This is a genomic window from Jeotgalibacillus alimentarius, from assembly GCF_000829445.1.
Classification (GTDB): domain Bacteria; phylum Bacillota; class Bacilli; order Bacillales; family Jeotgalibacillaceae; genus Jeotgalibacillus; species Jeotgalibacillus alimentarius.
On the sequence record NZ_JXRQ01000012.1, the window covers coordinates 1 to 21,472 of the forward strand.

A 21,472-nucleotide genomic window follows, 5' to 3' on the forward strand; every position below is an offset into this window, starting at 1 on the left:
AGCACAAATATTTGGTAATAAAAGGCGCCGACCATCTTTTTAGATGATCAGCGCCTTTTATTTTAGTCTTTGGCTAGTTTTTGTCCCAGCCTCTTTTTTGAACTTCTCTTTCGTTAGGCGAAATAAAATGATAAGCTGAACAAAAAGAGGTGTACATATCATGAAAACACTATTATTAACCGGCTTCGAGCCATTTTTACATTTCAAAAAGAACCCGACTATGGAAATCGTAAAAGAATTAGACGGTCAGGTCATCAATGGATGGAAAATTGAAGGACGCATATTGCAAGTGGACTTTGCAATATCAGGGGATCAGATTATTCAATATTATGAAGATGTAAAACCTGATGCGGTGATGTCACTTGGACTTGCAGGAGGGCGTACTCACATTACTCCTGAGCGTATCGCAATTAATTGTAATGAAGGCGAAAAAGATAACAATGGCTACACACCTGCAGGGGAGAAGATCGCGGAAGAAGGACCGGATGGACTATTCTCAAAGCTGCCGATCCGCTCAATGGTTGATCATTTACATGACAACGGACTGCCGGCAAGCATATCGAACTCTGCCGGAACGTATCTTTGCAACCATGTCATGTACCGGATGCTGTGGCATCTGCAGCAGGAAGGCAGAGATATCCCTTCAGGCTTTATTCACATCCCTGCCTCCCACGACATGGCTACAGCCTCCAGAAGACTCCCAAGCTGGTCAGAGCAAGATCTTAAAACAGCAATCAGGCTGTGTATTGAGAAGTTATGAGTATTTTTAAATGATTAGCTCTGTTAAAGGTGGCTGTTGATTTCCGCTGCAGGGGGAACGCTTTCCGCATGAGCCGTATTGTGGCTCCGGTTCAATCGGCCCTCCTCGAAGCTACGCTTCTGCGGGATCTCACCTGTCACGCTTCTCCTGCTGGAGTCGTCCCCCTTCCGCTCCAATCACCAGCTGTGCTAAAACAACATTGGGCTTTAACATAGCCAAATGATTAAAATGAAAAGTAGTTTAGAAGAGACAGACTGAGGCGAACGGAGCGTAGGGTGGTGACTCCAGCAGGAGAAGCCGGTTAGCTAAGACCCCGCAGGACGAAGTCCGAGGAGGCTTAGCGCCGGCCCTGCGGAAAGCGTCCGCCCGAAGCGCAGTGAGCCGGTTCAAAGCTTAAGCATCCTTTATGTTCCGGATACGCGCATCACACATCGCAAGCTTCTCTTCAAGCTCATCAAGAGACGCAAGCAGCGCAGCACGGTCTCTCTTCCTCGCAGCCGTCAGCCGGTCAATCGAATCAATTAGTGAAAGTACATGATCTTTATTAAAAGAAGATTCTTTTCTCATAGAAAAAGCCTCCATATGTTTATGATTTACTAAAACATACGGAGGCTTTTTTATTATATGGGGGTATTACGCAATTCTTTTTTGATGCATCAGGATCGAAAGCACAATTGCCGGCATAACAGCAATACTCATCCCTGTAAAAGCCAGCCCGGAATCAATATCGTATAACAGTCCTCCAACCTGCGTGAGAACTGCAGCGCTAAGCCCCATTCCAAGTGACGCATACACACCCTGTGCAGTCGGGATCAGCTGTTTATCCACTGATCTGTAGAGGTAGCGGATAAATGCATAATGTGCGAGACCGAATGTCAGGGAATGAAACAGCTGTGTAATCAGGAAGATCCACAGTGACGGAAACAGCCCGACTAATGCCCAGCGGACCACAGCTGCAATTGAAGCAATGAAGAACATAAAAGCAGCAGGACGATCTTTAAAGAAGCGGTCTGCCACAGCAAAAAACAGAATCTCTGAAAGCACCGCAATATTTAAGATGAAACCTATGTATGCATTAGAAACATTTAATTCCTGCAGATAGATAAATCCATAATTATAATAAGAAGCATGAGCTCCCTGAATTAACACACAAATTGAAATGACCAGAATAAATCCAGGCGTCTTTAATACAGCCCTATAGCTGCCACGCTTTGGACTCACCTTTTCCTGCAGGGCGTCAGGTGCATATTGAAAGGCCCCTGCAATCATCATCACAGAACCGACGGCCATCACTGCGAAAATCGCTGACTCCGTCCAGATCGCAGTCACAAGCCCGACTACAATCAGTCCCACAGTGTAACCGACAGATCCCCACGAGCGGCTTCTGCCATAATGAATATTGTCAGTACGCATTAAAAGTGAAGCATTACTTTCCATCATCGGCAGGATATTCGGATAGAATAAGCTGAATAAGATCATGACAACCATTAATCCTGTAAACGAATCGACAGGAATAAACAACAGCAGAATACAGGTTGAAATGACTGGCAATGCCTTCATCAGGAAAGCCAGTGAAAAACGTTTGCTCAGTTCAGGAAATAAGTACAGTGTTGAAAATGATCGTGCGAATAAGCCTGCAGCGATAATCGAACTCGCAGCAGCTACTGTCAGATCTTTTTCATATACAAGCCAGCCTGTCCAATAAGGCAGGAAAATTCCCCATGTAAAAAAGAAAGTAAAAAAGTTAATTGAAAGCCAGGATTGTGCCTTCATATCATCACACTCCATCTGACAAATGAACGTTTGTCCTGAGCTAGTATAGCATATTTCCACATAAAAAAAGCTGAAACATAATCGTTTCAGCCTCTTGTTTTATGACCCGGTTCACTGCGCTGCAGACGGTGCTTTCCGGACGGCGGTCGCTAATCGTCCCGGAGTCACCGTCTTCCGCTCACCTGCAATCTGCTTCCTAAAAAAAGAAGTGCTATTATTAATCATTCAGTATTATACAGCTGTGATGCTCAAGTCGACGTCAATGTTGCCGCGTGTTGCTTTGGAATATGGGCAGAAGTCGTGTGCTTTTTTCAGCAGGTCTTCTGCTTCATCCTGAGACACGCCGCTGACTTCAACTTCGAGTTTCACAGAAATTTTCACACCATCATCATCTTCGTCTTTATTCAGACTTACATGTGCAGTTGTCGTTGATTCTACTTTTTTACCTGCATTTTTAGCCATGAGATTGAATGCTCCGTCAAAGCAGGCTGAATAGCCGGCTGCAAAAAGCTGCTCGGGATTCGATTTGCCTTCAGGATCCTGACCGTCACCAGGCATTGCAAGATCAAGCTGGATTAAATCATCTGAAGATTTCACATGTCCATTTCTGCCGTTTTTCGCTGTTGCGGTGCTTGTTAAAATTGCCATTAATCTCATCTCCATTTCATTTATTAAAAATTTTACTCTCTTGTATGATTCACTTTTATTCAATTAGTTAAACATTTAAGGACATTCTGCGAATTGCTATAATGATCAGCAGATTTTTGATAAACTGAATGAATGGAAGACACGCAACAGGAAAGGGACTTGGACATCATGCGACTTGAACAGAATCAAAAAAAGAAAAAAACAAAATGGTGGATTGCACTTGGGGCTGGCGTTACGATATTTGCCGGTGCTTCACTCGGTGCGCTCAGCGCCTATAACTGGTCGCCTGAAGAGGCAATAGAAGGATTGTTTGGCAGCAGTGAAGAGCAATCCATTACTGAAAGCAGCCACGAGGAACGCAATATAGATGAAGATGTGAAGGAAATGACGCGTCAGGAAGAAGAGAACGAAACCCTGGACGAAACAGAGCCACCTGAAGAAGATCAGGATGAAACAGAAGCACCTGAAGAAGTGCCGGATGAATCAGAAACTCCGGCAGAAGATATTGAGACGCCTGAAGAAACGGTGGAGCGAACACCTGAAACCATGACTGAACCACTGTATGTAGATGGCGTGCTGATTGCGAATAAAGAATACCCGCTCCCGACAGATTACGCGCCAGGTGAAGATCCGGAAGCCCGTGCTTCCTATAATAAAATGCAGCAGGCTGCATCTGCAGCGGGATACAGCCTTGTAGCATTCAGTACTTACCGTTCGTATGATTACCAGACAGATCTATATAACAACTACGTTGCACAGCATGGACAGGAAGAGGCTGACAGATTCAGTGCAAGGCCTGGCTATTCTGAACACCAGACAGGACTCGGTTTTGATATTGGGGCAGAAGGTCAGGAACAGCACTGGGCGAGCGACAGCTTCAAAGATACAGCGGAAGCGAAATGGCTTGCCGAAAATGCGCACAAATTTGGTTTTATTCTTCGTTATCCTGCAGGAAAAGAGCATATTACGGGATACCAGTATGAATCATGGCATTTCCGGTACATCGGTAAGGATCTTGCCGGAAAAGTGTATAACAGCGGGCAGACGCTCGAAGAATATCTTGGCATTTGATCAGGAACTATTTCCCGGGAAATGCGAAATAAGGCTGAATAGCAGAAATGCTGTTCAGCTTTTTTCTATTTTCTTAGTTTCCCTAAACAAAAATATCAGTTATACTACTATTCAGAACAGTCAAATAATGGAGGGTGAAATGGGGACAAGGATTTTGAAGTTGCTGTTACAGTGGGTAGCAGCTTTTAGCGTACTAATGCTTTTACTATTACTCCCACGGGAAGTGGAGATTGAATCCGGTCCTTCCGGAGAATTCGAAGCTGCGCATTACCACTATTCAATAGGGGCACACGTGGAAAGTATTAAAGAATTTTTTACACCTTTGATGAATGGGGAAGGGTTTGGCACTGACAGCTATAACAGACCTTTTATCAGTCATGCCTGGGACATGATGCAGCGCAGTCTATGGCTGATTATACCGGCATTTTTCATCAGTATTTTCACTGGAGTCGCAAAAGGTGTGTTTGACTTTAAAACCCGTCACGGGAAAAGAAAGCTTGCAGGACTGCAGGCGACCTGGGTTGGTCTTTCCGTTCCTGATTTAGTTTTTATCATCTTTATTCAGATGGCTTTAATGTATCTGAATATGAAAGGAATCATTACTGGGCTGAGCCTTTACGGAGCAGGGAATCCGGAAGCAGTGGTGCTGAATGTGATTTATCTGTCCATTTTTCCGATGTTTTATCTGGCTAATATTACATATTCTGCACTCAGTGATGAAAATGGTGCCGACTATATCAGAACAGCAAGGGCAAAAGGAAGTTCATCATTTAAGCTTCTTTATATACATATGCTGAGAAATGGACTTGCGAAGCTCTTTGTACACACAAATACCATTGTGCTGTATCTGCTATCAAATCTGTTTGTCATTGAATACTTTACAAACTACAGGGGAGCGGCTTATTACTTCAAGGAATATATTGCAGTATCGAACGTGATAAACGGACCGGATTCACTGTTACTGAATACAGGCGCGATTGCTGCATTTGCTTTTTTCTTTACGATATTAATTTTACTGGCCGGTTTAGTCAGTCAGGTGGCAAGAGGATTTCTTCTGCCTCATGAAAGAGGTGGAAACGGATGAATAAACATTTAACGATTGGCGGACTCATGCTGGCATTTCTGCTGTTTCTTACTTTTATAGGACCGCTGCTACCTGTAATAGACAATAGCATTTCGCAGGAAGGAATGCGTTTTTCCGGCGGGGAAATCGAAGTGCCGCCATTTCCTCCCTCAGCTGAAGATCCGCTTGGTTCTGACAGAGAAGGCAGAGATATACTGAGTCTGATTGTCGCAGGAGCAGAAGAAACACTGCTTGTTATACTTGCGATTGTTGTGATCAGGTTCGCAGTGTCAGCTGTTCTTGGCATAGGGAGTTATTATTCCAAAACAATCAGGGCGGTTCTTTCAATCTGGAGTCAGCTCTTCTCTTTTATGCCGTCTATTTTTATTGTGATCTTCTTCGCCGGACTGCCTTTTGTGGTGTTTTCAGAACACAGGCAGATATGGATGGTTGTCATTATTGCAGCGGTAGAAGTAGGGCGGACAGGAGATATGATTAAGACGTCAATGGAGTATAGTGCGAAGAAAACCTTTTTTGAAGCGGGTATTGTATCGGGCTGTTCTCAGTGGACGCTTTTTAAGAACTACTTCTGGCCGGATTTGCGACTGACGATTGTCACTAATTTTATCAGTGATATGGGCCGGACGTTATTTTTAATTGCCCAGTTTGCGATTATCGGTGTCTATTTGCAAAATGCATTCTGGTCGATCAGAGGCGGTGGCGTTGAGGCGGTAAATGATTCATTTATCTGGCCAACCCTTTTACAGAATATTCATCATGATGTGTTTACAGCTGAATGGGTAGTATTATCAACAGTAGGAATTATCACATTTACGATGCTGACATTTTATCTGCTGAGCAGTGGCATCAGACGTTATTACCAGGACAAATACCATCAATCCAGTTAAAAGGAGTGTTCATGTATGATGAAACTTTTAATTTTAGGCGGTACGAAATTTCTTGGCAGACACCTGACAGAAAGTGCAGTGAATAAAGGTCATGAGGTAACACTGTTTAATCGGGGACAGACGAATACGGAGCTCTTTCCTGATGTTGAAAAGCTGACCGGGGACCGTAACGGAGATTTAAGTGCGCTTGAAAACAGAAACTGGGATGCAGTCATAGATGTTTCCGGGTATACCCCGTCACAGGTCAGACAGACTGCTGAGCTGTTAAAAGATCATGTCAAACACTATACGTTCATTTCAACGATCTCTGTCTATGAGGATTATACGAATGGCCCGGCAGTAGAGGGCGTGACAAAGCTTGCTGAACTGAAGCAGGACACAGAAGAAGTAAACGGTGAGACTTATGGACCGTTGAAACAGAAGAGCGAGGAAATCATTGAAGAGCTGTATGACGGGCGCTCACTGGTTATCCGGCCCGGCCTGATTGTCGGCCCACATGACCCGACTGACCGGTTCACTTACTGGGTCTGGCGTGCACAACAGGGTGGAGAAGCACTGGCGCCCGGGAAACCGGATCGTAAAGTTCAGTGGATCGATGTTCGGGACCTGAGCGAATGGGCTGTTACCATGATCGAACGTCAGGAAACCGGTACATATAATGCTGCCGGCGGAGACCCGCTTCCTACAATGGAAAAATATCTGGATACAGCAAAGAAAGTAGCCAATACCGACGTTCAGTATCATTGGGTCAGTGACCGGAAACTGATTGAACATGATGCAGGGCCTTTTGTGGAACTTCCATTCTGGCTTCCGATCTCAGATACTCATCCGGATGGCTTCCTTCTGGCTGACGCATCAAAAGCGATTGATAAAGGACTGACATTCAGACCGCTCGAAGAAACCATCAGCGACACCCTGCTCTGGCTGAATGAGCAGCGGGATCATGAATGGAAAGCAGGTCTGACAAAAGAAAGAGAGCAGACTTTGTTGAAACTAAATTGACTTACTTTTCTGAAAATATGATATAATGAAGTTAAATATTTGCGGGGGTGGAAAAAATGAATCGTATTTCACGCGCAGGGTATATCTTTACAACTTTGCATACGTTGTTTTTCCTTAACCTGACCTTTGATTTTATTGTGTTCTACTAACAAAAGCTGCAGTGAGTTAGACATGAAAAGTATAAGAGAAGAATGCTTTCAACTAATCTTAGAAGTGAAACGGATACAAAAACAACGGCTGAGACATCATTGTCCCAGCCGTTGTTTGTTTACCTTATAAAATCGGAGACAGCAATCTTGAAATCGACTCCTTAAATTTAATCAAATTCGAACGCTGCTGATAAATCTCAGGCGTCAGCTCAGTTGAGTCCTTCATATCATCTTCGAAAATCATCGCAAGTGAAGTAGCAGTTTCCTGGTGATAGAGAAACGCGTTTACCTCAAAGTTCAGACTGAAGCTCCGCAGATCAATATTTGCAGTTCCAACAGATGCTGCTTCATCATCAGTCACAAGTGTTTTTGCGTGTATAAATCCTTTCTCATATACATAAATCCTTGCACCGGCTTTCATCAGTTCCCCAACATAAGAATAAGTGGCCCAGTATACAAACATATGGTCAGGCTTATTCGGAATCATGATCCTTACATCAACACCTGACAGAGCTGCTACACGAAGCGCATCGAGCAGGCTGACATCAGGAATAAAATAAGGTGTCTGAATGTAGACATACTTGTCAGCATTATTAATCAGTTTCAGATAGCCTGTTTTAATCTGCTCCCATTCCGAATCAGGCCCACTTGAGACGATCTGCAGACCTACATCGCCTTTTTGCGGAATCGGAGGGAAGTAAACATCCGAATATTCAATATCATAGCGGTGCGACGCCTGATTCCAGTCAAGTATAAATCTTGTCTGAAGCGGGTGTACTGAACTTCCCTCAATTCTCAGGTGTGTATCCCGCCAATAACCGAAACGCTTATCAAGACCAAGATATTCATCACCGATATTAAAGCCGCCAATATACCCCACCCGCCCATCAACAATAGAAATTTTTCGATGGTTTCTGTAATTGAGGCGCGGATTAATGACTGGCACTTTTGACGGGAAGAAAGCTTCCACCTCACCGCCTGCAGCACGTAATTCCCTGAAATAACTCTTAGTCATCCCGCGTGACCCCATATCATCATAGAGTACACGAACCTTTACTCCCTGCTTTGCCTTTTTAACAAGCAGCTGGTATAGCTCGCGGCCGAGGTTATCTTTTCTTAGAATATAAGTCTGGATATGAATATGATCTTTCGCATCTTCAATATCATCAAACAGTGCTTTAAACTTCTTTCTGCCATCTATTAATATATCAACCTGGTTATCCTGGGTCAGGACGGCGGCATTGTTCACCAGCTGCATGTAGATCAAATCACGCATTTTTTCAGTTTCTTCGGATTTGAAATGAAATTTACGTTCATGGATTGCATCAATCTGATAACGGATCAGCTGTTCAATTCCCACACGCATTCTGCCTTCCCAATTGAAAAGGTGTTTTTTTCTGAGGCTTCTGCCCAGCAGCAGATAAAGTGCGAACCCGGCGATAGGGATAAAAAACAGGACCATCAGCCATGCCCATGTAGCACTGGCGTCCTTTCTTTCAAGAAAAATAAGGATCCCTGCAAAGAAAAAGTTCAAAATAAAAATAAATCCAACAAAAATTGAGATCCAATCAAAAGAGATAAAGTCCATATTCAGCCCCTGCCTATCTGAAATTTCTTCTTCTATCTATTATACGCTTAATCCCTGATAATCTCTAATTACGGATGACACGCGGAAAAGTTTCAGGAAGATTTCAACATTAATCCACTTTAAAGTGTTGAAATCTTCAGTTATATGGGATACTTTTGTTATATAGAGTATAGAGCATTCTGATTCTTTTTGTTGTATACCTTATAGGGGTATGTTATGATGGAGATAGTAAGAATGCAGTGCAGGGAGGGGAATGTGTTTGGAAGCGACAGAATTGAATGAATATACACATTGCAGCAGTGATCGTAAAAGTCATCACTCTGAAGATATGAAGAAAAACCTGACAACCCGTCTGAACCGTATTGAAGGGCAGGTACGTGGAATTAAAGGAATGATTGATAAGGATACGTACTGTGACGATGTGATTACTCAAATCGCAGCAACTCAGTCTGCACTGAACAGCGTATCAAAACTGCTTCTTGAAGGACACATGAAAAGCTGTATCGTTGACCGTATTCAGGAAGGTGACCTTGAAGTGGTAGATGAGCTTCTAGTTACAATGAAAAGATTAATGAAAAAATAACGCTCAGGAGGAATAACAAATGTCTCAAGTTACATTGAATGTAGAAGGAATGTCATGCCAGCACTGCGTAAAGGCTGTTGAATCAAATGTAGGGGAAATGAGCGGTGTTGATTCAGTAAAAGTTCATCTTGATCAAGGCACAGTTGATGTCGACTATCAGGATTCTTCAGTAACAGTTGATCAGATCAAAAATGTCATTGAAGATCAGGGTTATGACGTAAAATAATCTCAGTGCGCAGTGACCCTGCGCATTTTCTTAAGAATGAAATATACCCCATGTAGGTATATAAGGAGGCTGCAAAAATGGCTCAAAAGGAATTGAACATTACAGGTATGACCTGTGCAGCATGCTCAACCAGAGTGGAAAAAGGGCTGAACAGGATGAACGGTATGGAAAAGGCAAGTGTGAATCTTGCTTTAGAGCGTGCAACGGTTTCGTACGATCCTGACAAAGTATCACTGAATGATATTCAGGATAAAGTCACCAGTCTTGGTTACGGTGTCTCTGTCAAAAAAGAAGAATTTGATATTACGGGTATGACCTGTGCAGCATGTTCGGCGCGTGTGGAAAAAGGACTGAGCAGACTTGAAGGTGTAAAAAGTGCAACTGTCAACCTTGCTCTCGAACAGGCAACGGTTGAATATACAGATGGCGTGCTCTCAGTAGATGACATTATTGCAAGAGTAGAAAAGATCGGTTACGGAGCAACGCGCAAACAGGACCGCGCGCCGGAAGAAGATCACCGCCAGACTGAAATTAAGCGTCAGCAAAAGAGGTTTCTATTTTCATTAATCTTTGCAGTACCGCTGCTGTGGACAATGGTGGGCCACTTTTCATTTACAAAATGGATGTATGTCCCTGACCTGCTGATGAATCCGTGGGTACAAATGGCACTAGCCACACCGGTTCAATTCATTGTTGGGGGACCTTTTTACACAGGTGCCTATAAAGCGCTGCGCAACGGCAGCGCGAATATGGACGTACTGGTCGCACTCGGGACGTCAGCTGCGTACTTTTACAGTGTCTATCTGGCTATTCAGAGTCTTTCCATGCCGGGACATACGATGGGACTGTACTTTGAAACGAGTGCTGTATTAATTACATTAATCGTGCTTGGTAAGTTATTTGAAGCTAAGGCGAAAGGAAGATCGTCTGAAGCGATTAAAAAGCTGATGGGTCTCCAGGCGAAAACTGCCTTTGTCATCCGTGACGGTGAGGAAGTTGAGATCCCTCTTGAGCAGGTAAAAGCAGGAGACCTACTTGCAGTGCGCCCGGGTGAAAAAATTCCGGTGGACGGCGTGATTAAAGAAGGACAGTCTGCTGTTAATGAATCAATGATTACCGGTGAAAGTGTTCCGGTCGACAAAACTGCAGGCGATGCTGTGATCGGCTCGACGATCAACCAGCAGGGCTTCCTGAAAATTGAGGCAGTCAAAGTAGGAAAAGATACTGCACTCGCCCAGATCATCCGCGTGGTAGAACAGGCTCAGGGATCAAAAGCGCCTATTCAGCGTCAGGCTGACAGAATTTCAGGGATATTTGTGCCAATTGTTGTCGGCATTGCGATCGTAACATTTATTGTATGGATTTCACTTGTATCACCTGGTGAAGTTGCACCGGCATTGGAAGCGACGATTTCAGTTCTTGTTATTGCCTGTCCATGTGCGCTCGGACTTGCCACGCCGGTTTCCATTATGGCAGGCTCAGGTCGTGCAGCAGAAGCGGGCATCCTGTTTAAAGGCGGGGAACACCTTGAGGCAGCTCAGGGTATTGATACAGTTGTGCTTGATAAAACAGGTACAGTGACAAAAGGGGAGCCTGTTCTTACAGATGTCGTGCCGCTGGGTAACTGGACTGAAGAAGAACTGCTTATCATGGCAGGCTCAGCAGAAGCGGGATCAGAACACCCTTTAGCGAAAGCAATTGTAAGTGGTGTGCGTGAGCGCGGGGCAGCACTGATAGAGACAACAGACTTTCAGGCTGTATCTGGATTCGGTATCCGTGCAGTTGTTGATGGGAAGGTAATTCTTGCCGGTACCCGCAAATTAATGATGAAGGAAAATATCAGCGTATCTGATCTTGAAGAAACCCTGCTCGAACTTGAAGAGCAGGGGCGCACAGCGATGCTGATAGCAATAGATGGAGAGCCTGCAGGTATTATCGCAGTAGCTGACACAATCAAGGATACGTCAAAAGAAGCGGTCAGCCGTCTGAAGCAAATGGGTCTTGATGTCATCATGATGACTGGCGATAATGAACGCACAGCCCGCGCGATTGCAGCAGAAGCAGGAATTGAAAAAGTAATCTCTGAAGTGCTTCCGGATGGAAAAGCAAATGAAGTGAAAAAGCTTCAGGAACAAGGGCGTACCGTTGCAATGGTCGGAGACGGCATTAATGATGCGCCTGCTCTTGCCACAGCTGATACGGGACTTGCAATCGGAACCGGTACGGACGTTGCAATGGAAGCAGCCGATATCACGCTGATCCGTGGAGACCTTAACAGCATTGCAGATGCGATTATGATGAGCCGTAACACGATGAAAAATATCAGGCAGAATTTATTCTGGGCGTTCGGTTACAATACGCTCGGTATACCGGTAGCAGCAATCGGACTGCTTGCACCATGGTTAGCCGGTGCAGCAATGGCATTCAGCTCTGTATCAGTCGTGTTGAATGCACTGCGTTTGCAGAGAGTGAAGCTTTAAATGGAAAAAAGCCTTTCGGCGGTGCTGAAAGGCTTTTTGACGTTTTTGCCGGATAGGTAGTGGTCTTTACCAACTGCAGCTTTTTCTCGATTAAGGCTGCGAAATATCTGACAGCGTATCTCCTGCTTTATCATCAGATTGTGGATGTATAGATAAATCTCCAAGTGACACGATGCCGATGACCTGATTATTGTCAATAACCGGCAGACGGCGCACCTGTGTGGATGCCATCAGGTCAGCGGCTTCTGCAGTAGGTGTATCAGGTGTCACATGAATTAATTCGTGTGTCATGACCTGATCCACAGTTTGCCCTTTATGCTCTGCCACGCCCCGTATCACAATATCCCGGTCAGTGATCATACCTGCTGGGCTGCCATTCTCATCAAGCACTGGAAGCACACCGATATTATGCGTCCTCATCAGTTCAGCGGCTGTTTCAACTGAATCCGTTATCTTGCACGTGTAGATCTCATCTGTCATTACTTCTCTGATATTCATCTTTCCACCTCCAAATGTAGTACGTCATTATTATTTCACCGGGCTGAATGATTATGCATGAATCTCTCACATCAGAAAATGTGTAAAATTAATTAATTTTTCGCGGAATCAAGGTTAAATCATTGTATCTGGTGGTATGATAATCGTAATGACACTTATTTAAATAATTAGCTTCGTTAAAATCTATTGTTGTTTTAATACAGTTGCTGATTGGAGCAGAAGGGGGCGACTCCAGCAGGAGAAGCGTGACAGGTGAGACCCCACAGCGCGTAGCGCGAGGAGGCTCGCCGCACGCCCTGCGGAAAGCGTCCCCCCTTCTGCGGAAATCAGCAGCCAACTTTAAAGAAGCGAAACTTATAGAACATTTATAAATAAAACGAAACTTCTTTAACCACTGATTCGTATGATTAATTATTCAGACTACATTTGCGGGAGAGGTGCTGCTAAGATGTCAAGAAACAGAGAAAGCATCAAAGAAATGATGACAAAAATGACTGAAGTAGGCGTTAAAATCACCACTACAAAATCACGTCTTGAAATACTTGAAGCTGTCAAGGAGCCTCATCAGGTTTCCAGTACATGATCCGTTAACGGACTAAAAGGTGCTCAATATGAGAGGGCCTTTTTTATTTGGAGGATTTTTTGTTCAAATAGTGGGAATATACATATATAACAGGTAAGGAAAGGAGGGGCAGAGATGTTTCAAAAAGCAATGCTGATCTATAACGGCAATGCAGGACAGCGGGATGCTGAGAAAATCCTGAGTCAGACCGCACCGATTCTCGCATCCAAAATTCCCAAGCTGTTTTTATATCAGACGCAAAAACCTGGTGATGCTGAACATTTTTGCCGTCAGCATGGCGAAGAAGTTGAACTGGTCATTGTGATGGGCGGCGATGGAACGGTACATGAAGCGATTAACGGACTTGCCCCGCTCGATACAAGACCAGGTCTTGCAATCCTGCCGGCAGGGACCTGCAATGATTTTGCGAGATCACTTAATATTCCGCTTAATCTGAAGCAGGCTGCTGAACTAATTGCATTCAACGGTGTGGAACGCGAAGTGGATCTAGTGGAGACGGATGACAGGTATTTCAGTAATTTCTGGGGTACAGGATTAATTGCAGCGGCTTCTGAGAGCATTGATGAGGCATCAAAAGGAATGTTTGGCCGTCTCAGTTATTATATGAGTGCGCTTAGAACATTATCTGAACAGGACACGTTCCGTTTTAAGCTGGAGTTTGATGGCCGTACAGTTGAAGACGATGCGGTTATGCTGCTTTTTATGAATGGCAGATCGATTGGTGCGACTGAATTTCCTATGGACTCTATTCAGATGGATGACGGATTGTTAAATGTCCTGGTAGTGAAGGAAGCAGGTTTTACACTTTTAAAAGAAATCTTCACTGCTAAAACGTCTGTAGATTGGGAAGAAAACGAATCGACGATTACACAATATATGACATCTGCCTGCAAAGTGACGCTTGATGAGGCACAGACAATTGATCTCGATGGAGAGCACTATAAGGGTGCGCATGACACCATCCGGATACTGAAGCAGCATATCTCTGTGATGGTACCTTCAGATGTCGCCGATATAAATGAATAAACGAAAACCGTGTTAAAAGCCTCAGCCTCTAACACGGTTTTTTAGTCATCATCTTCATTTGAGAACATATACGTTCTGTGATGGAATTTCATTGAAAATAACAATCCGAGCGCGAACAATGTACCGATCAGTGAGCTTCCCCCGTAACTGATCAGCGGAAGCGGAATACCTGTGATTGGCAGCAGCTGAATGGTCATACCAATATTCTGAAATACGTGGAAGGTGATCATACTGATTACACCTGCACACACATATACATTGAATTGACTCTTTGTTTCAAGTGCTACTTTTGTTAAATGATAGATCAGCAAAAAGAATAAGCTGACGACAATACTTGCGCCGATAAATCCATATTCTTCACCGATGACAGCAAAAATAAAGTCAGTATGATTATCCGGTACATATACCTGACGATCCTGATAGCCTTTACCGAAAATTTCACCTGACCCGATCGCACTCATTGCAGTGGTGAGCTGATACGCATCACCTGAAGCATAGCTGTAAGGGTCAAGCCATGAGTAAATTCGACGCAGCTGATAATCATCGAAGAAGCGTTCCATCAGATCGCGCCTGAATAAAACGAGATAGATTGCTGAAGAAGCAATTACCCCAACAGAAGCGAATGTAGGAAGCAGCAGCTTCCATGTAATACCTGATACAAGGATAATGCCAATTGTAATCGCAATAAAGACAAGCATGGTCCCAAGGTCAGGCTGTTCATTAATCAGGATAAAAGGAATGCCGACAATCAGGCCGATTTTCGCAAGCAGCCACATATCGCTTTTTATATCCCTGTTAATAAATGCTTCATTATGGCCAGCTACAACCCTTGCTAGAACAAGGATGGTAAAAGTCTTCATAAATTCAGAAGGCTGGAGTGTCCCGATAACCGGGAAGTTGTACCAGCTGTAAGCGCCATTGATATATGGGACAAGCGACTCCGGAAAGACAAGCAGCCCGACGAGTAAAACGATCCCTATCCCATAAAATACCCAGGCTAATTTTCTGTATTGATCCATATCAAAATACATCATCATGCCAATCACGACAAAGCCTGCTACGTAGATCATGCCCTGTCTGATTGCGAAATTGGTCCCGATGGCTGCATACTGACCAGTCGTCTGGGCAGATGAAATCGCCAGCACACTTGCAATCATGAATAAGATCAGCAGCGAGGCAAGAGTCCAGTCTATTCTGTCTGAAAAGTGTTTATTTGTATTCAATCTATTCACCTGAATTCTAATTTTTCCTCTAAGAACAATGCATTCAGCGTATCAGATTATACACTGTTTCACAATTCACTAGAAGTCACAATGCCCGAAAATGTTTCATTACTTTTGTCATAAGCATCTGACTAATAGACGGATGAGCATCCGAAAAAGTTTCTTTTTCTCCTTTTTCAAACAATTTGATACAATGAAAATATGATGTTACACGGAGGAGATGGTGGCATGAAGAATCAGGGAAGCAGCCAGGGCTGGATTTATCTTCATCTGAATACAGCACAGGATTTTGCAATGTCCAGCGGGATTGATATGAAGGACTTTTATCGTGCGTTATCAGACAGACTGCATCACCTGCTCCTCTTAAAGCATAAGTTTGAGCAGTCTTCTTTTAACATGCATACATATCTGGAGTATGTCCATGAACAGGAAGTAAGCGATCTCGTAAAAGAGGACATAGCGGCTTACGGTGAATTCTGCTGGATTGATTTTGAGGATGAAGCGGGCGTTGATGAAATGAGCGCACAGGAATTAGCGGAGCTTTTGTATATGGGGCATATGAAGTATCATCTGAACCTGCCGTTTTATAAAAAGCTGAATAACCGGTTTGTTTATTTATCAACGGAGGACGGTATGCTCAACCGTACATATTATAAGGAGTGGACAGACTTCTTTTTAATGATCGGAAAAGTCATTCCTGAAAAAATAGCCGTACGCAAAAATACGAAACTGCTTCAGTTTAAAAAAGAAAAAGCACTCTCTCCGATTCCGAAAGAAGTGGTGATGAAAATTTCACACCTTTTAAGAGAAGGCGTTGTCATTTCATTCCAGCACAGTGTGATTAATAAAGGAAAAGTAGAGGTGCCGGTATGGGTCTCAGGTGACTACGCAAATATGGACGACCTGCAGGATGATATGCAGAAGAAATATAAGCGGGAGCCATCTGCAGTATTCTCATATGACAGGAAAACAAAAGAATGGTCGGCAGGATGAATGAACAGGCACTTGCATGAAGCAGGTGCTTATTTTTATCAGAAAAGCAGAAGCAGGCGTTTAGGGGCGTATGCGCTGGACTGAAGCGGATTGAGATAAAGGAAACACGATGAACGGAATGAATCGATGTTGACTTATCTTAAGGAGCTGAGGGAAGCGCACTAGCCCCTGCCTGGTGGAGCTGGACACAGTTTTATGACACACCTAACAGATTGAATGATAATCAGTCTCTATAATAAGTAAAATATATTAAATAGTGAAGTTGCTTTAAAGGAGCGATTTAATCGATGAAAAAAACAACTATTCTTTTAACTGGTTTGCTGCTCGCCGGCTGCAGTGCACAGTCAGATACAGAAGAGATTGACCTTTCAAGTCAGTCATGGGAAGACATTACAGAAACGGCAGCAGGTGAGACGGTGCGTCTTTATATGTGGGGCGGGGACACAGGGATTAACAGCTACATTGATGAGTATGCAATTCCTGCGCTGCAAGAAGAATATGACGTCACACTAGAGAGAATTCCACTTAATACAAATGAAATTATTCAGAAGCTTGAAACTGAAAAAAGAGCGGATCAGGATGAAGGGACGATTGATCTGATCTGGATGAATGGTGAGAACTTTAAGCGTGCGAAAGAGGGAGACCTTCTATTTGGACCTTTTGTTGAAGAAATTCCCTCGTATCAGGATTATTACCAGGCAGAGGATTATGAGTATGATTTCGGTACAGCGACTGAAGGCTACGAAGCACCGTGGGGAAAAGTTCAGTTTGTTTTCCAATATGATTCGGCAGTTGTAGATACGCCGCCTTCAACACTTGATGAGCTTGCAGATTGGGTAGCAGAAAACCCCGGGAGATTCACTTATCCTGAAGCAAGTGACTTTACAGGCAATGCCTTCATCAGACACGTAATGCTCGGCAAAGCTGTAGAAGCTGAGGAACTGCTTGGTGAACCTTATGAGCCGCTGGAAGAAGAGCAGTCAGCAGCTATGTGGGACTTTCTGAATCAGCTTGAACCTGATCTATGGAGAGGCGGGGAGACCTATCCTGCTTCACTTGAAGAGCTTGACCGCCTGTACAGCCAGGGGGAAGTGTGGATGACGATGGGATACAATGAGGCGCGTGCTGAATCACTCGTGCGTGACGGTATCTTCCCTGAAACAACTGAATCGTTTGTGCTTGAAGATCCCGGCTCAATCGGAAATACACATTTTCTATCAATTCCTTATAACAGCCCGAATAAAGAAGCTGCTATGGCAGCGATCGATTTCTTTTTAAGCCCGGATGCTCAGCTTGAAAAACTGAAGCCTGATTACTGGGGAGAAAGCACCCCGCTTGATCCGGCGAGCTTAAGTGAAGAACAGCGTGCAGCATTTGATGAACTTGATCGCGGACAAACCGTTCCGGATGCAGAAAAGCTTGCTGACACGTATATTTCTGAAGTAGACGCAGACTACGTGGAATGGATCGAATCGGAGTGGCGTAATGAAGTGGCAGCGGACTAACGGATTGCTTCTGCTGCTTCTGCCGGCTTATGCATTCTTACTGCTTGCCGGAGGAAGTTTTATACTCGCCTTCATCGAAAGTACGGGCAACGGTGAAGGATTCACATGGACTTATTACTTATCACTATTCGACCGTCGCGAGCTGACAGACGGTCTGACCTACAGTATATGGATTACAGTCAGCTCTACAGCCGTTGCCCTGATCATTGGCTGGCTGATCGTCAGAAGCTTTTACCGTCTGATTTATGGGAATGCAAAGTGGCTCGTGTGGATTCCGATGCTGTTTCCGCATTTTGTGTGGGGGTATTTTGTGCTCCTTTTACTTGGACAGAGCGGACTGATCTCAACTGCACTGGTTCAAAGCGGCCTGCTTGAGGACCGGACATTATTTCCAGTGCTCGTACAGGACAGAAGCGGGATTGGTATTTTTATCACCTATGTATGGAAGGAGATCCCCTTCGTCATCTTAATGCTGCTTCCTGTATATATGCAGCTCCCGCGTCAGTTCCAGGAAGTGAATACAGTGCTTGGCGGAGGCCGGAGAGATTGGTTCAAAACGGTTGAATGGCCGTGGGTAAAGCCGGTGATGTTTGAGACTGCACTGATTATTACGGCATTTATCTTTACTGCCTATGAGGTGCCTGGGCTGCTCGGGGTGTCTTACCCGCAAATGACACCAGTCATTGCCTATGAGTGGTTCTACAGCGCTGCAGTTGAAGAGAGGTCAATGGCCTTCGCGCTCTTAATGCTTACCGCCTTTATATTAGGTGCATGCGCATTGACAGGCTTCGCGCTGATGAATAAAAGAAGAATGCTGCTGTCAAAGAGCAGTCATCGCTATTAGGAGGGAAGAATGAAAAAGAATATTTTTTATATCAGTTGTGTGATCTTCTTTTTAATTCCCGTCCTTTTACTGATGTTAAAAAGTCTGACCACTCCATGGCGTTCAGGTGCTTTGCCGGACTGGACACTCAGAGGCTGGGAAACAGTCTTTCAGGATAGCAGAGTGATTGAATCGATGATCATCACGCTCGGCATTGCGCTTGCTGTTGCACTGATTAATTTGATCGTGGGAATTCCTGTTGCAAAAGCACTTTCCCACCGTTCTTTTAAGCTGAAAAACACGATTGAGGTGCTTCTGCTATTACCACTCTTCCTGCCGGTAATGGCCGCTGCGATGGGGCTTCACATCACCATGATCCGTCTCGGACTCGCAAATACGTGGATCGGTGTTACGGTTGTTCACCTGGTGCCGACTATACCCTATGCAATTAAAGTATTAAAAGCAGGATATGACCGGATTCCACAGGATATGCTCAATCAGGGCAGAATGCTAAAAGCAGGAGTCTGGCACGCTTTCCGCACGATTGAACTGCCACTTCTTATACCAAGCATCAGAAGTGCGATCTTTCTCGCCGTCACAATCAGTGCAGGTCAATATGTATTGACCGCTATTATTGGCGGAGGCAGCGTGATTACGATGCCGATTATTTATTATCCATTTTTGCAGTCAGCAGATGATACTGTTATGTCTGCATTTTCAGTTGCATTTGTACTGATTCCTGCCGCCGCCATTCTCATTGCAGAAGCAGCTGCAATGGCACTTGCAGGCAGATTATTCATAAAAAGGAGGAGCATATAGTGAGTCTCCCCTATCTGGAAGTAAAAAACGTCTCCAAACAATTTCATACATCAAATATCTTTAATGACTTGTCATTCTCTCTTCATAAAGGTGAGATACTGTCACTCGCAGGTCCTTCAGGCACAGGGAAGTCCACGCTTCTTCGCTGTCTGGCAGGACTGGATCATTTTTCAGATGGAGAAGTGCTGATCGAAGGTTCCGACCTGTTAGCGATGCAGGTGAAACAGCGTCCGGTTGGCATGGTTTTTCAGCAGGCGCTGCTGTTTCCGCATCTGACATTGTTAGAAAACGTTGCTTACGGGAAAAAGATTACGCATGGCAAAAAAGAAGCGTATGAGATGGCGCGCAGTTATCTGAAGGAAGTAGGGCTTGAAACTCATGTGAAGCAATATCCCCACGAGCTTTCAGGCGGTCAGCAGCAGCGTGCAGCGCTGGTCAGAGCCATGCTGTTAAAGCCGAAGCTCCTGCTGCTCGATGAACCTTTCTCAAGCCTTGACCCGGGTCTCAGAAAAGAACTGAGAGAATGGGTCAGAACTTTTTTGAAAAAAGAAAACATGACATCCATTTTCGTTACCCATGATAAAGACGAAGCCATGCTGCTCGGCGACCGGACAGCTGTCATGGCTGAAGGCAGACTGCAGCAGATCGGCCTCCCTCATGAGCTTTACCACAATCCGGACAATGCACTTGTCGCCGAACTGTATTCAGATGTGATCGTACTCGATGAAGCACGGTACTGCCCGGCTGAAAAAGCCAGCTGGCATACAGAAATAAAAGAGGGGCATGAGTGGTTTGAGGCAGAGTGGGTAAATGAAACATATCACTTCGGCAGGAAATTGGCGCACGTGAAGCTATCCGCAACCGGTCGCCGCATCACAATCCCGGCAGGCGAGTCGGGAAAAGAAGCGAGCGGCTATGTAACAATTCCACCAGAAGCAATCAGATATTTTAGAGAGTCATCTTAAAAGAAGGGTTTGTTAAAGTCCAATATTGTTTTAGCACAGCTGGTGATTGGAGTGGAAATCAACAGCCACCTTTAACAAAGCTTAAAAGAAATAAGAAAGGGGGCAGGGTATGAACAGAAAAACAGTGTTAGCGATCATTGGGATACTACTCGCTGCAGCGGGCTTGTACTGGTTTAACAGAACGTATCTGAATGTATCGCCTGTGGATATTCAGCAATGGATCCAGTCGCTGCACTGGTGGGGCCCACTGTTATTTATCCTGATCTATATGGTCAGGCCCCTGATTCTGTTTCCTGCTTCAGTCCTGTCAATCGCAGGTGGTCTTGCTTTTGGGGCAGTATTCGGATTTATCTATATTATGATTGGAGCGGTACTGAGTGCGATTGTTGCATACTTTATCGCCCGCCGTTTTAATCGGTCATTTGTTAAAAAAATTCAGGACCCCAGAGTGCAGCTGGTTACGTCAAAGATGGAAGAGAAGGGGTTTTTGTACGTGCTGATTCTGAGACTGGCACCTCTTTTGAACTTTGATCTTGTCAGTTACTCTGCAGGACTCGCAAACGTCAAGCTGAAGGATTTCACCCTGGCGACAATCATCGGGATTATTCCCGGCACATTTGGCTACAGCTTTTTGGGATCCAGTGTAGCAGAAGGGGATATGAGAATTATTTTACTTGGCCTTGCATTCCTTGTCGCATTCATTACGGTTTCGTTCATATTCAGAAAGAAAGTAGCTGTATGGCTTGGCCTTCAAAAAGAGAAAAAAGAAGAGTAGGGGGTGCTGAC

Annotated in this window: 22 protein-coding genes; 16 read left to right on the plus strand and 6 right to left on the minus strand. The window is 44.5% G+C overall.

Features of this window, described 5'->3' with window-relative positions:
* The first annotated feature begins 160 nt into the window (after positions 1–160).
* Complete coding sequence (locus KP77_RS03280) at positions 161–760, plus strand: pyroglutamyl-peptidase I (RefSeq protein WP_041121322.1); 600 nt, start codon at positions 161–163, stop codon at positions 758–760.
* A 393-nt stretch (positions 761–1,153) separates the two neighbouring features.
* On the opposite strand, the gene KP77_RS18070 is transcribed toward KP77_RS03280, so the two are convergent.
* The 3 genes from KP77_RS18070 to KP77_RS03290 all read right to left on the minus strand — a co-directional run bounded on the left by KP77_RS18070 (position 1,154) and on the right by KP77_RS03290 (position 3,181).
* Positions 1,154–1,327: a hypothetical protein gene (locus tag KP77_RS18070; RefSeq protein ID WP_160289497.1), complete on the minus strand. Its 174-nt coding sequence runs from the start codon at positions 1,325–1,327 to the stop codon at positions 1,154–1,156.
* A gap of 66 nt (positions 1,328–1,393) precedes the next feature.
* Positions 1,394–2,533, minus strand: a complete 1,140-nt coding sequence (locus KP77_RS03285; RefSeq protein ID WP_041121323.1) for an MFS transporter — start codon at positions 2,531–2,533, stop codon at positions 1,394–1,396.
* A 231-nt stretch (positions 2,534–2,764) separates the two neighbouring features.
* Complete coding sequence (locus KP77_RS03290) at positions 2,765–3,181, minus strand: organic hydroperoxide resistance protein (RefSeq protein ID WP_041121324.1); 417 nt, start codon at positions 3,179–3,181, stop codon at positions 2,765–2,767.
* A gap of 168 nt (positions 3,182–3,349) precedes the next feature.
* Here KP77_RS03290 and KP77_RS03295 point away from each other — a divergent pair, with 168 nt between their 5' ends.
* From KP77_RS03295 to KP77_RS03310, 4 genes are all read left to right on the plus strand, one after another.
* Positions 3,350–4,252, plus strand: a complete 903-nt coding sequence (locus tag KP77_RS03295) for a D-alanyl-D-alanine carboxypeptidase family protein (protein WP_041121325.1) — start codon at positions 3,350–3,352, stop codon at positions 4,250–4,252.
* A 139-nt stretch (positions 4,253–4,391) separates the two neighbouring features.
* Positions 4,392–5,336 carry an ABC transporter permease subunit gene (locus tag KP77_RS03300; RefSeq protein WP_041121326.1) on the plus strand — a complete coding sequence of 315 codons (945 nt, stop codon included), beginning with the start codon at positions 4,392–4,394 and terminating at the stop codon, positions 5,334–5,336.
* Positions 5,333–6,223, plus strand: coding sequence for an ABC transporter permease subunit (locus KP77_RS03305; RefSeq protein WP_041121327.1), 891 nt, complete (start codon positions 5,333–5,335; stop codon positions 6,221–6,223). Before KP77_RS03300 ends, KP77_RS03305 begins: the two co-directional genes overlap by 4 nt.
* A 15-nt stretch (positions 6,224–6,238) precedes the next feature.
* Entirely contained in the window at positions 6,239–7,225 is a 987-nt protein-coding gene (locus KP77_RS03310; RefSeq protein WP_152614659.1) for an NAD-dependent epimerase/dehydratase family protein, read from the plus strand.
* A 273-nt stretch (positions 7,226–7,498) separates the two neighbouring features.
* On the opposite strand, the gene cls is transcribed toward KP77_RS03310, so the two are convergent.
* Positions 7,499–8,962: a cardiolipin synthase gene (gene cls / locus KP77_RS03315; RefSeq protein ID WP_041121328.1), complete on the minus strand. Its 1,464-nt coding sequence runs from the start codon at positions 8,960–8,962 to the stop codon at positions 7,499–7,501.
* A gap of 259 nt (positions 8,963–9,221) precedes the next feature.
* Here cls and KP77_RS03320 point away from each other — a divergent pair, with 259 nt between their 5' ends.
* From KP77_RS03320 to KP77_RS03330, 3 genes are all read left to right on the plus strand, one after another.
* On the plus strand, positions 9,222–9,545 hold the full coding sequence (locus KP77_RS03320; RefSeq protein WP_327063101.1) for a metal-sensitive transcriptional regulator: 324 nt from the start codon (positions 9,222–9,224) through the stop codon (positions 9,543–9,545).
* 19 nt (positions 9,546–9,564) lie between these two features.
* Positions 9,565–9,771: a copper chaperone CopZ gene (gene copZ, locus KP77_RS03325; RefSeq protein ID WP_041121330.1), complete on the plus strand. Its 207-nt coding sequence runs from the start codon at positions 9,565–9,567 to the stop codon at positions 9,769–9,771.
* Between the two features lie 77 nt (positions 9,772–9,848).
* A complete protein-coding gene (locus KP77_RS03330) occupies positions 9,849–12,251 on the plus strand; it encodes a heavy metal translocating P-type ATPase (protein ID WP_041121331.1) in 2,403 nt (800 codons plus the stop codon).
* 90 nt (positions 12,252–12,341) lie between these two features.
* Here KP77_RS03330 and KP77_RS03335 read toward each other — a convergent pair whose 3' ends face one another.
* Complete coding sequence (locus tag KP77_RS03335) at positions 12,342–12,749, minus strand: CBS domain-containing protein (RefSeq protein WP_041121332.1); 408 nt, start codon at positions 12,747–12,749, stop codon at positions 12,342–12,344.
* A 448-nt stretch (positions 12,750–13,197) separates the two neighbouring features.
* On the opposite strand from KP77_RS03335, the gene KP77_RS18490 reads away from it, so the two are divergent.
* Complete coding sequence (locus KP77_RS18490; RefSeq protein ID WP_268747443.1) at positions 13,198–13,332, plus strand: Lmo0850 family protein; 135 nt, start codon at positions 13,198–13,200, stop codon at positions 13,330–13,332.
* A 114-nt stretch (positions 13,333–13,446) separates the two neighbouring features.
* Entirely contained in the window at positions 13,447–14,358 is a 912-nt protein-coding gene (locus KP77_RS03340; RefSeq protein WP_041121333.1) for a diacylglycerol/lipid kinase family protein, read from the plus strand.
* Positions 14,359–14,399: 41 nt separating this feature from the next.
* On the opposite strand, the gene KP77_RS03345 is transcribed toward KP77_RS03340, so the two are convergent.
* The gene (locus KP77_RS03345; RefSeq protein ID WP_041121334.1) at positions 14,400–15,581 is read right to left on the minus strand and encodes an FtsW/RodA/SpoVE family cell cycle protein; all 1,182 of its coding nucleotides are present in this window, start codon (positions 15,579–15,581) and stop codon (positions 14,400–14,402) included.
* A 228-nt stretch (positions 15,582–15,809) separates the two neighbouring features.
* On the opposite strand from KP77_RS03345, the gene KP77_RS03350 reads away from it, so the two are divergent.
* From KP77_RS03350 to KP77_RS03375, 6 genes are all read left to right on the plus strand, one after another.
* Positions 15,810–16,574, plus strand: a complete 765-nt coding sequence (locus KP77_RS03350) for a hypothetical protein (RefSeq protein WP_041121335.1) — start codon at positions 15,810–15,812, stop codon at positions 16,572–16,574.
* A 287-nt stretch (positions 16,575–16,861) separates the two neighbouring features.
* The gene (locus tag KP77_RS03355) at positions 16,862–18,079 is read left to right on the plus strand and encodes an ABC transporter substrate-binding protein (RefSeq protein WP_041121336.1); all 1,218 of its coding nucleotides are present in this window, start codon (positions 16,862–16,864) and stop codon (positions 18,077–18,079) included.
* Complete coding sequence (locus KP77_RS03360) at positions 18,060–18,923, plus strand: ABC transporter permease family protein (protein ID WP_041121337.1); 864 nt, start codon at positions 18,060–18,062, stop codon at positions 18,921–18,923. The genes KP77_RS03355 and KP77_RS03360 overlap by 20 nt, the downstream gene beginning before the upstream one ends.
* Before the next feature lie 9 nt (positions 18,924–18,932).
* A complete protein-coding gene (locus KP77_RS03365; RefSeq protein ID WP_052473935.1) occupies positions 18,933–19,721 on the plus strand; it encodes an ABC transporter permease in 789 nt (262 codons plus the stop codon).
* Positions 19,721–20,686, plus strand: a complete 966-nt coding sequence (locus KP77_RS03370; RefSeq protein WP_052473936.1) for an ABC transporter ATP-binding protein — start codon at positions 19,721–19,723, stop codon at positions 20,684–20,686. Before KP77_RS03365 ends, KP77_RS03370 begins: the two co-directional genes overlap by 1 nt.
* Before the next feature lie 109 nt (positions 20,687–20,795).
* Entirely contained in the window at positions 20,796–21,461 is a 666-nt protein-coding gene (locus tag KP77_RS03375; RefSeq protein ID WP_041121339.1) for a TVP38/TMEM64 family protein, read from the plus strand.
* The last annotated feature ends 11 nt before the right edge of the window (positions 21,462–21,472 follow it).

Coding starts and splice junctions, on each gene's coding strand:
- KP77_RS03305 (WP_041121327.1), top strand. CDS start 5,333: ATGAATAAACATTTAACGATTGGCGGACTCATGCTGGCATTTCTGCTG.
- copZ (WP_041121330.1), top strand. CDS start 9,565: ATGTCTCAAGTTACATTGAATGTAGAAGGAATGTCATGCCAGCACTGC.
- KP77_RS18490 (WP_268747443.1), top strand. CDS start 13,198: ATGTCAAGAAACAGAGAAAGCATCAAAGAAATGATGACAAAAATGACT.
- KP77_RS03295 (WP_041121325.1), top strand. CDS start 3,350: ATGCGACTTGAACAGAATCAAAAAAAGAAAAAAACAAAATGGTGGATT.
- KP77_RS03360 (WP_041121337.1), top strand. CDS start 18,060: ATGAAGTGGCAGCGGACTAACGGATTGCTTCTGCTGCTTCTGCCGGCT.
- KP77_RS03330 (WP_041121331.1), top strand. CDS start 9,849: ATGGCTCAAAAGGAATTGAACATTACAGGTATGACCTGTGCAGCATGC.
- KP77_RS03290 (WP_041121324.1), bottom strand. CDS start 3,181: ATGGCAATTTTAACAAGCACCGCAACAGCGAAAAACGGCAGAAATGGA.
- KP77_RS18070 (WP_160289497.1), bottom strand. CDS start 1,327: ATGAGAAAAGAATCTTCTTTTAATAAAGATCATGTACTTTCACTAATT.
- cls (WP_041121328.1), bottom strand. CDS start 8,962: ATGGACTTTATCTCTTTTGATTGGATCTCAATTTTTGTTGGATTTATT.
- KP77_RS03280 (WP_041121322.1), top strand. CDS start 161: ATGAAAACACTATTATTAACCGGCTTCGAGCCATTTTTACATTTCAAA.
- KP77_RS03365 (WP_052473935.1), top strand. CDS start 18,933: ATGAAAAAGAATATTTTTTATATCAGTTGTGTGATCTTCTTTTTAATT.
- KP77_RS03350 (WP_041121335.1), top strand. CDS start 15,810: ATGAAGAATCAGGGAAGCAGCCAGGGCTGGATTTATCTTCATCTGAAT.
- KP77_RS03340 (WP_041121333.1), top strand. CDS start 13,447: ATGTTTCAAAAAGCAATGCTGATCTATAACGGCAATGCAGGACAGCGG.
- KP77_RS03375 (WP_041121339.1), top strand. CDS start 20,796: ATGAACAGAAAAACAGTGTTAGCGATCATTGGGATACTACTCGCTGCA.
- KP77_RS03310 (WP_152614659.1), top strand. CDS start 6,239: ATGATGAAACTTTTAATTTTAGGCGGTACGAAATTTCTTGGCAGACAC.
- KP77_RS03355 (WP_041121336.1), top strand. CDS start 16,862: ATGAAAAAAACAACTATTCTTTTAACTGGTTTGCTGCTCGCCGGCTGC.
- KP77_RS03300 (WP_041121326.1), top strand. CDS start 4,392: ATGGGGACAAGGATTTTGAAGTTGCTGTTACAGTGGGTAGCAGCTTTT.
- KP77_RS03285 (WP_041121323.1), bottom strand. CDS start 2,533: ATGAAGGCACAATCCTGGCTTTCAATTAACTTTTTTACTTTCTTTTTT.
- KP77_RS03335 (WP_041121332.1), bottom strand. CDS start 12,749: ATGAATATCAGAGAAGTAATGACAGATGAGATCTACACGTGCAAGATA.